Source organism: Yoonia sp. (genome assembly GCF_036007805.1).
GTDB lineage: Bacteria > Pseudomonadota > Alphaproteobacteria > Rhodobacterales > Rhodobacteraceae > Yoonia.
On record NZ_DASYOK010000206.1, the window covers coordinates 1 to 7,008 of the forward strand.

At 53.7% G+C, this 7,008-nt stretch carries 7 protein-coding genes and 2 pseudogenes; 7 read left to right on the forward strand and 2 right to left on the reverse strand.

What is annotated here, in order from left to right:
• On the forward strand, positions 1-115 hold a 115-nt coding region (locus VGP75_RS11630), incomplete at its 5' end, for an integrase core domain-containing protein (RefSeq protein ID WP_327543827.1).
• 55 nt (positions 116-170) lie between these two features.
• Here VGP75_RS11630 and VGP75_RS11635 read toward each other — a convergent pair.
• Together VGP75_RS11635 and VGP75_RS11640 are read right to left on the reverse strand one after the other, a co-directional pair.
• Positions 171-494 (reverse strand): annotated as a pseudogene (locus VGP75_RS11635) (transposase); the annotation flags it as partial.
• Positions 494-797: pseudogene (locus VGP75_RS11640) on the reverse strand (transposase); the annotation flags it as partial. The pseudogenes VGP75_RS11640 and VGP75_RS11635, both read right to left, overlap by 1 nt.
• Before the next feature lie 331 nt (positions 798-1,128).
• Here VGP75_RS11640 and rfbC point away from each other — a divergent pair.
• The 6 genes from rfbC to VGP75_RS11670 all read left to right on the forward strand — a co-directional run.
• Positions 1,129-1,695, forward strand: coding sequence for a dTDP-4-dehydrorhamnose 3,5-epimerase (rfbC, locus tag VGP75_RS11645; RefSeq protein WP_327543821.1), 567 nt, complete (start codon positions 1,129-1,131; stop codon positions 1,693-1,695).
• Between the two features lie 466 nt (positions 1,696-2,161).
• Positions 2,162-3,340, forward strand: a complete 1,179-nt coding sequence (locus tag VGP75_RS11650) for a glycosyltransferase (protein WP_327543822.1) — start codon at positions 2,162-2,164, stop codon at positions 3,338-3,340.
• Positions 3,341-3,564: 224 nt separating this feature from the next.
• Positions 3,565-4,677: a DegT/DnrJ/EryC1/StrS aminotransferase family protein gene (locus tag VGP75_RS11655; protein ID WP_327543823.1), complete on the forward strand. Its 1,113-nt coding sequence runs from the start codon at positions 3,565-3,567 to the stop codon at positions 4,675-4,677.
• A 428-nt stretch (positions 4,678-5,105) separates the two neighbouring features.
• Positions 5,106-5,423: a dTDP-4-dehydrorhamnose 3,5-epimerase family protein gene (locus tag VGP75_RS11660; RefSeq protein WP_327543824.1), complete on the forward strand. Its 318-nt coding sequence runs from the start codon at positions 5,106-5,108 to the stop codon at positions 5,421-5,423.
• Positions 5,420-6,457, forward strand: coding sequence for a dTDP-glucose 4,6-dehydratase (rfbB, locus tag VGP75_RS11665; RefSeq protein WP_327543825.1), 1,038 nt, complete (start codon positions 5,420-5,422; stop codon positions 6,455-6,457). The genes VGP75_RS11660 and rfbB overlap by 4 nt, the downstream gene beginning before the upstream one ends.
• On the forward strand, positions 6,454-7,008 hold a 555-nt coding region (locus VGP75_RS11670; protein ID WP_327543826.1), incomplete at its 3' end, for an SDR family oxidoreductase. The genes rfbB and VGP75_RS11670, both read left to right, overlap by 4 nt.

The window sequence follows — 7,008 nt, forward strand, 5'->3', positions numbered from 1 at the left end:
ATGGCGCGACGACTTCAACCACCACCGCCCACACTCAAGCCTCGCTGGCATGACACCGTGGGAATATGCTAACCGGTCAAAGAAAGACCAAAACCTGAACAGAGCTAACTCATAATCGGGGACTCTCAGGGGAGCAGGTCAATGATAGCGAATTGATTGCGCGCGGCAAACTATTCCCGGACATTCCTGCCGCCTTTCTCGAAGTTTCAGATCGCCAGATAGATCAACTTGGTTGCCGCTTCCTCGGTCGGGGAAGAGCCGCACGTCTTGATCGATTTGCGGATGACACTGTTCAAACTTTCAATCGCGTTCGTGGTGTAGATGATCTTACGGATGGCCAGATCGAAAGCAAAAAATGGGATCGCCTCTTGCCATGCCCTGCACCAGGCCGGAGCAAGCGAGGCGTATTTCCTCGCCCATTTTTCCTCAAAGGCATCCAGTTCAGCGCCAGCCTGATCGGCAGTCGGGGCACCGTAAATCAGGCGTAGATCATCGCCACCGCTTTCACGGCCAGCTCTCGACGCTGAACTGGCCTGATCATTTCTTTCCCAGCGCTTCCTTCAGCAGGTCGTTCTGCATGCTGACATCGGCATATATGCGCTTCAGGCGCCGGTTCTCCTCCGCCATCGCTTCTCACTGATAAGGCTTTCATCCATGCCGCCATATTTGGCATGCCATTTGTAAAGCCTGGCACTGTTCATGCCGTGCTCCCGGCAAAGCGCGGCGGCCGGAATACCGCCCTTCATCTGGCCCAGCCCGCCCATGATCCGGGCGTCTGTGAAACGTGTCTTCTTGATCGGAAGCTCTCCGTTCATCCTGCCGAGAATATTCGGCTCCCGCATGCCCTTAAGATCGGGAGTGATTACGCAACAACGGAGCCAGAAGTGGCCCTCGGAAAGGTCGTCTTGTTGTTGAACTGAGATGCCACCGAGGATATCGGTTCACTCAAGATCTTTGTGTGACAAGAAAGTAGCGTTGTATGGTAGTTATACTCAAAAGAGTTTTGCTAGTAGCGCGTCGGTGAGAAATGCTTCTAACAACACGAACTGATTATGGATTTTGAGGTCGTCACGCCTTAAGAAAAGAGCATAGTTAGGAATTGACTAAGGAGCGAGAAGCGTTAACGAGATGATCTATGAAACCGCCCTTACTGGCGTCATCGAACTTACCCCGCGCCGGTTTGTCGACAGCCGTGGCCATTTTAGCGAAACTTATAACGCAGACACGCTGGCCCAGCACGGGATCACCACGCAGTTTGTGCAGGACAACCAGTCCTACAGTCGCGATATCGGCACCGTGCGAGGGTTGCATTTTCAAGCACCGCCGTCGGCACAAGCGAAACTTGTCCGCGTGCTTCAAGGCATCATCTGGGATGTCGCTGTCGATATCCGCAAGGGTTCTCCCACCTATGGCCAGTGGGTCGGGTGCGAATTGTCCGCTGAGAAGGCCAATCAGCTATTCATTCCCGAAGGCTTCTTGCATGGTTTTGTCACCCGCAGCGTCGATTGCATGGTGGCCTATAAATGCTCGGCCACCTATGCGCCCGCCACAGAAGGATCCGTCCGTTTTGACGACCCTGATCTGGCGATTGATTGGGGGATAAATGCGCAGGACGCCGCGCTCTCGGACAAAGATGCAGCGGCGGTGAGCTTTGCTGCGTTTGCTTCGCCGTTCGTTTATGAGCGCACCGATTGAAGCTTCTGCACTCTATGTCGTGAGCCCCCCCCCGAAAATCGGACACTTACGCAAGCTGCGATTTGCCATTTTGCTTTTTGTCATAACCATCATCCTTACTTAAGTTGATGGTCTCCGGCGCACGCGGGGCGCGTCAGGCGCGTCTCGATCGGCATTGTCTTCATTTACCCCAATGGTTACGCTTACATGTCCGGCACGCCGTGTGTTTCGCACGCAGCAAAAAGATCATAAGATTTGACGCGCGCCATTGCGAACTTTGCAATCTGATCGAATGCATGTTTGTTAGGTTCAAGGAGGCACGACACGTCGCTACCCTCAATGACCGCTGCCTCAGAGCATTCCTGTCGGCAATCGCCCTTGCTGGAACTCTCATGTTCTGGTTATGCACCCTGAGCCTTGGCCACGCTTGAGCCTCTCTGGGTTTGATATCGTATCAAAAAATCTCGTCTGAGGACTGTGAAAATTCATGAAAGACCCAGAATTGATTTTGCTCCCAGCCCTACCGGCCAGTGTAGATGCAGAAGGGAAACTGTTTCTCACTCAAAAATATCTTGATGGAGTCGCTGAATACGCCAAAAACTGGCCCGGCCCCGTCACCACACTGGCGCGTCTGACAAAACAACCCGTTCGCGATCTTGATCCAGTCGAGGTAACTTTGGGAAACGTTCCGAATAGCATCGAGATCCGACCTCAGGACATTGGGCAGCTTGCATCCCGCTTAATGGGCGCAGCCGGTGTCATGGCCTTTTTAGCGCCAGATGAGGCACCAATGCTCCAAGTTTGTAACGAGATTGAAGTCCCCGTTGTCTTCGTTAGTGAATACTCACCTAAGACGGAGCGCCAGATCGTGGACGCAGAAGTGTCAAACCCCATTATCAGGGTCAGGCGAAAGGCTTGGCTACAAGGGGCCGAACGTACGCGCCAGAAAATGCTGTTGAAATCAGCGGGGCTTCAATGCAGTGGCACGCCTACATATGACGTCTATCGACCGTTACAATCGAACGCGCTTCTATTTTTCGACAACCGCGTGCGGGAAACAGACATCCTGTCGGATGACGCATTATCGCTAAAGACTTCAGAGATTCTGAAGAAACAACCATTGCGTTTGGTTTTTGGTGGGCGGCTAACGGCAATGAAGGGGGTTCTTGACTTGCCCCGGATTGCGCAGGCACTGGTCAACCTCGGGGTACCATTTTCGCTTGATATCGTCGGAGATGGCCCACAGGCCAAAGAATTAAGGTCTGCAATTTCAACACCGACGTTAGCTAGTTGCGTTGCATTGCATAGACCCATGGATTTCCAGGCTGAATGGATTCCCCATCTAAAGACCAGCGCAGACCTCTTTATTTGCCCACACCCACAAGGAGACCCATCCAGTACGTATCCTGAAGTAATGTCTTGCGGGGTTGCTATCGCTGGATATGAAAACGAAGCTTTCAGCGGTATCGTTTCTCAATCTAGCTCCGGCTTTCTCAGCCCAATCGGTAAACCGGAGCTAATGGCACAACGGATAGCTCGACTGCATGAAGACCGGCAGGAGGTTGCCACAGCAATGACCCGCGCGTTGGCTTTTGCCCGCAAACACACATTTGAAGCTACATTTGCCCGAAGAATGGAGCATATGGCCCGTTGTGTTGGCTTGTGACTTGCCCATAAGTGTTGTCAGATAAACCCACCACAGCATTGGCTCCAGTGATGGGTCACTGCCCCTCCTTGGTTTGGTGTGCTGCGCGTGGCGCTTTCGTGTCGAAATTGCCCCGAAGATCAAGTTGATGGCAATACTGGGCCGAAGTTGCGTTGGGATAAGATTGGTCTAACTAGAGACTACATATTTTTTAACCTGCGCTGGTTTATGATGAATACACTCAGATGAACAAACAACCGATCTATGTAACGCGGTCAAACCTCCCCGCTCTGGCAGATGTAATTCCTCTGCTTGAGGAGATTTGGGACCGACGGATCCTCACAAACAATGGCCCGGTGTTACAAAGGTTTGAAAGTGCGTTGTCAGACTATCTGGGCGTAGAGCATATCTCGCTTGTGGCGAATGCTACATTGGGAACTGTACTCGCAATGCAGGAAGCTGGCATAACCTCTGGAGAGGTGATTACAACACCGTTTTCGTTTGTAGCAACGTCTCATGCAATTAAGCTGGCGGGAGCAACGCCTGTATTTGCAGACATCGACCCAATAACTTTGAACCTTGACCCCACGAAAATAGAAGCATTGATAACGCCACAGACCAAGGCGCTTCTGCCGGTTCATACTTTTGGCGTGCCGTGTGATACTGACGGACTGGCTGAAGTAGCCCATCGTCATGGTCTGAAGGTACTCTATGATGCCGCGCATGCGTTCGGCGTACATCGCAACGGGCAGTCTATTCTGCAACATGGCGAAATGTCGGTGCTGAGTTTTCACGCCACAAAAGTCTTCAACACATTTGAAGGGGGCGCAGTGATCGTAAGAGATCACGAGACAAAACTAGCCATAGATCGGTTGGCCAATTTCGGTTTTGACGGCACGGGTGCGGCTACTGCGATTGGCATGAACGCTAAGATGAATGAATTTTCTGCGGCGATTGGGCTGGCTCAGCTTTGCAGAATAGACGAAGTGCTTGCTGATCGAGCGCTTGTTGCGCAACGGTATATGGAGCGATTAAGCAATATCCGAGGACTGAGCTGTCCAAGTCCATCGGTCGTTGTGGGTCACAACCACTATGCATTTCCGATTCTTATCGGTCCCGATTTTCATGTAAGTCGCGATGAGCTCTACAAGAGGCTAGAGGAAGAGAATATCTTCACGCGCAAATACTTCTACCCATTAATCTCGGATATGGAGCCCTATAAAAACCTAACTTCTGCCGATCCGGCGGGTTTACCGGTTGCCCGTAAGATTGCATCTGAGGTTCTCTGCCTGCCACTTTATCCTGATCTGGATATACCAACGCAGGACAGGGTTATTGAACAATTGATGAAATGCTGAATTCATTATAGCGCCACTTTTGATCGCTCCGTAGAAAGTCAAAAGATCAGGCGGCAGCACCTTGCCTCAGAGTGCTTGCCAACAGAAACGATGACCACGACGCGGGAACGGTCTATGGAGGCCCCGTATGCTTACAGGTCGTAGCCCTGATAGCAGCCAACACAGTCTGGTTATAAATCAGTGTTTTTTTGACCTATCGTTTCTCAGAGGCGGACAACAGATCATCGACAACGTGTCCATGAAACATGAGGATAGATTTTGGAGTGCCGATACAGTAAAATATAGCTGGATTTGAGGATAAAAAAGCAGACGGTGATCTATGAATTTGGTATTTCAACTTGGGCTGACTGACGCCATAGAGTTAACCGGTCCCAACATCCGCACAGTCGAAATTTGTGCATATCCCGTAAGGCGTTAGTTAGGATGTCGTGGTTGATGCGCATTTACGCTTTTGGCATTTTGACCATTGGGTTAACCATGAGCTTTCTAAAGTGAAGAGAAATTACTCGTTAATCGCCGAAAGCTTCCTGCATGGTTTTGTCACGCGCACATCCGATTGCACCGTGGCCTATAAGTGCGTGGTCACCTATGCGCCCGCCACGGTAAGGTCTGTCCATTTTGACGACCCTGATCTGGCGATTGATTGGAGGATAGATGCGCAGGACGCCGCACTCTCCGACAACGATGCCGCGGCCCCCGGTTTTGCCGGCGCCATTTCACCCTTCACCTATTTGGATGCAAAATGAAAATTCTTGTCACAGGTGGCGCAGGCTTTATCGGGTCCGCCGTTGTGCGGCAGGCGGTGGCAGAGGGGCATAGCGTTGTTAATCTCGATGCGCTGACCTATGCCGCCTGTCTGGCCAATGTCGCCAGTGTCGCCGACAGCCCGCTTTATGCGTTCGAACAGGCCGATATTTGCGACCGCGCGGCGGTCGATCGTATTCTCGCCCAGCACGCGCCCGATGCGATCATGCATCTTGCCGCGGAATCCCATGTAGACCGTTCAATCGACGGGCCAGGTGCATTTATCCAGACCAACATCACCGGCACCTACACCCTGCTCGAGGCCGCGCGCAGCTATTGGGACAAGCAAGGCAAGCCCGACACATTCCGTTTTCACCACATCTCTACGGATGAGGTTTACGGCTCGCTCGGTGCAGAAGGACAATTCACAGAAGACACGCCCTATGATCCGCGCAGCCCCTATTCCGCCTCCAAAGCCGCCAGTGACCATCTGGTGCGCGCTTGGGCGGAAACCTATGGCCTGCCTGTCGTTCTGACGAATTGTTCGAACAACTACGGCCCCTATCATTTCCCCGAAAAGCTCATCCCTGTCGTGATCCTGAACGCCCTGCATGGCAAACCGATCCCAGTGTATGGCAAAGGCGAAAACGTGCGCGACTGGCTTTATGTCGAAGATCACGCAGATGCCTTGCTGACTGTCCTGACGCGCGGGAAATTGGGCCGCAGCTATAACATCGGTGGTGAAAACGAGGCGCGGAACATTGATCTGGTGACGATGATTTGCGCCCTGCTCGATCGGCACCGCCCCGAGGCTGCCCCTCATGCCGATCTGATCACCTATGTCACCGACCGTCCGGGGCATGACTTGCGCTATGCGATTGACCCGACCCGCATCAGCACGGAACTTGGCTGGCGGCCCTCGGTCACGCTGGAAGAAGGCCTCGCCAGAACTGTCGCATGGTATCTTGATAACCCTGATTGGTGGCAGCCGCTTCTGGACCGTGACGGTGTGGGCGCGCGATTGGGTAAGGCATGAAGGTATTGGTTTTCGGCAGAACCGGCCAAGTCGCCCGCGCGCTGATCGCCGCGGGCCCAGCTGCGGAGGTCGAGATCACCGCCCTCGGACGCGATGCCGCCGACCTGACCAACCCTGCCGCCTGTGCCGCGATGATTGCCGCCAGTGACGCCGATGCTGTCATCAACGCTGCCGCCTATACCGCCGTAGACGCCGCCGAAACCGACGAAGCGACAGCCCATATCATCAACGCTGACGCACCAACCGTGATGGCGCAGGCATGTGCGACCAAGGGCATCCCCTTCGTGCATATCTCGACCGACTATGTTTTTGACGGCAGCGAAGGTGCTGCGTGGAAACCCACAGACCCGACCGGCCCGCTGGGCGCTTACGGGCGAACCAAACTGGCGGGCGAAGAGGGTGTGACGGGCGCTGGCGGCACCTTCGCCATCCTGCGCACGGCGTGGGTCTTTGACGCGAACGGCAAGAATTTCGTCACCACCATGCTGCGGCTCTCAGAGACGCGCGATGCGCTCGCCGTCGTGGCCGACCAGATCGGCGGGCCAACACCC

Excerpts from the sequence above, each read along its gene's own strand:
- rfbB (WP_327543825.1), top strand. The coding sequence starts at position 5,420 with ATGAAAATTCTTGTCACAGGTGGCGCAGGCTTTATCGGGTCCGCCGTT.
- VGP75_RS11655 (WP_327543823.1), top strand. The coding sequence starts at position 3,565 with ATGAACAAACAACCGATCTATGTAACGCGGTCAAACCTCCCCGCTCTG.
- VGP75_RS11650 (WP_327543822.1), top strand. The coding sequence starts at position 2,162 with ATGAAAGACCCAGAATTGATTTTGCTCCCAGCCCTACCGGCCAGTGTA.
- rfbC (WP_327543821.1), top strand. The coding sequence starts at position 1,129 with ATGATCTATGAAACCGCCCTTACTGGCGTCATCGAACTTACCCCGCGC.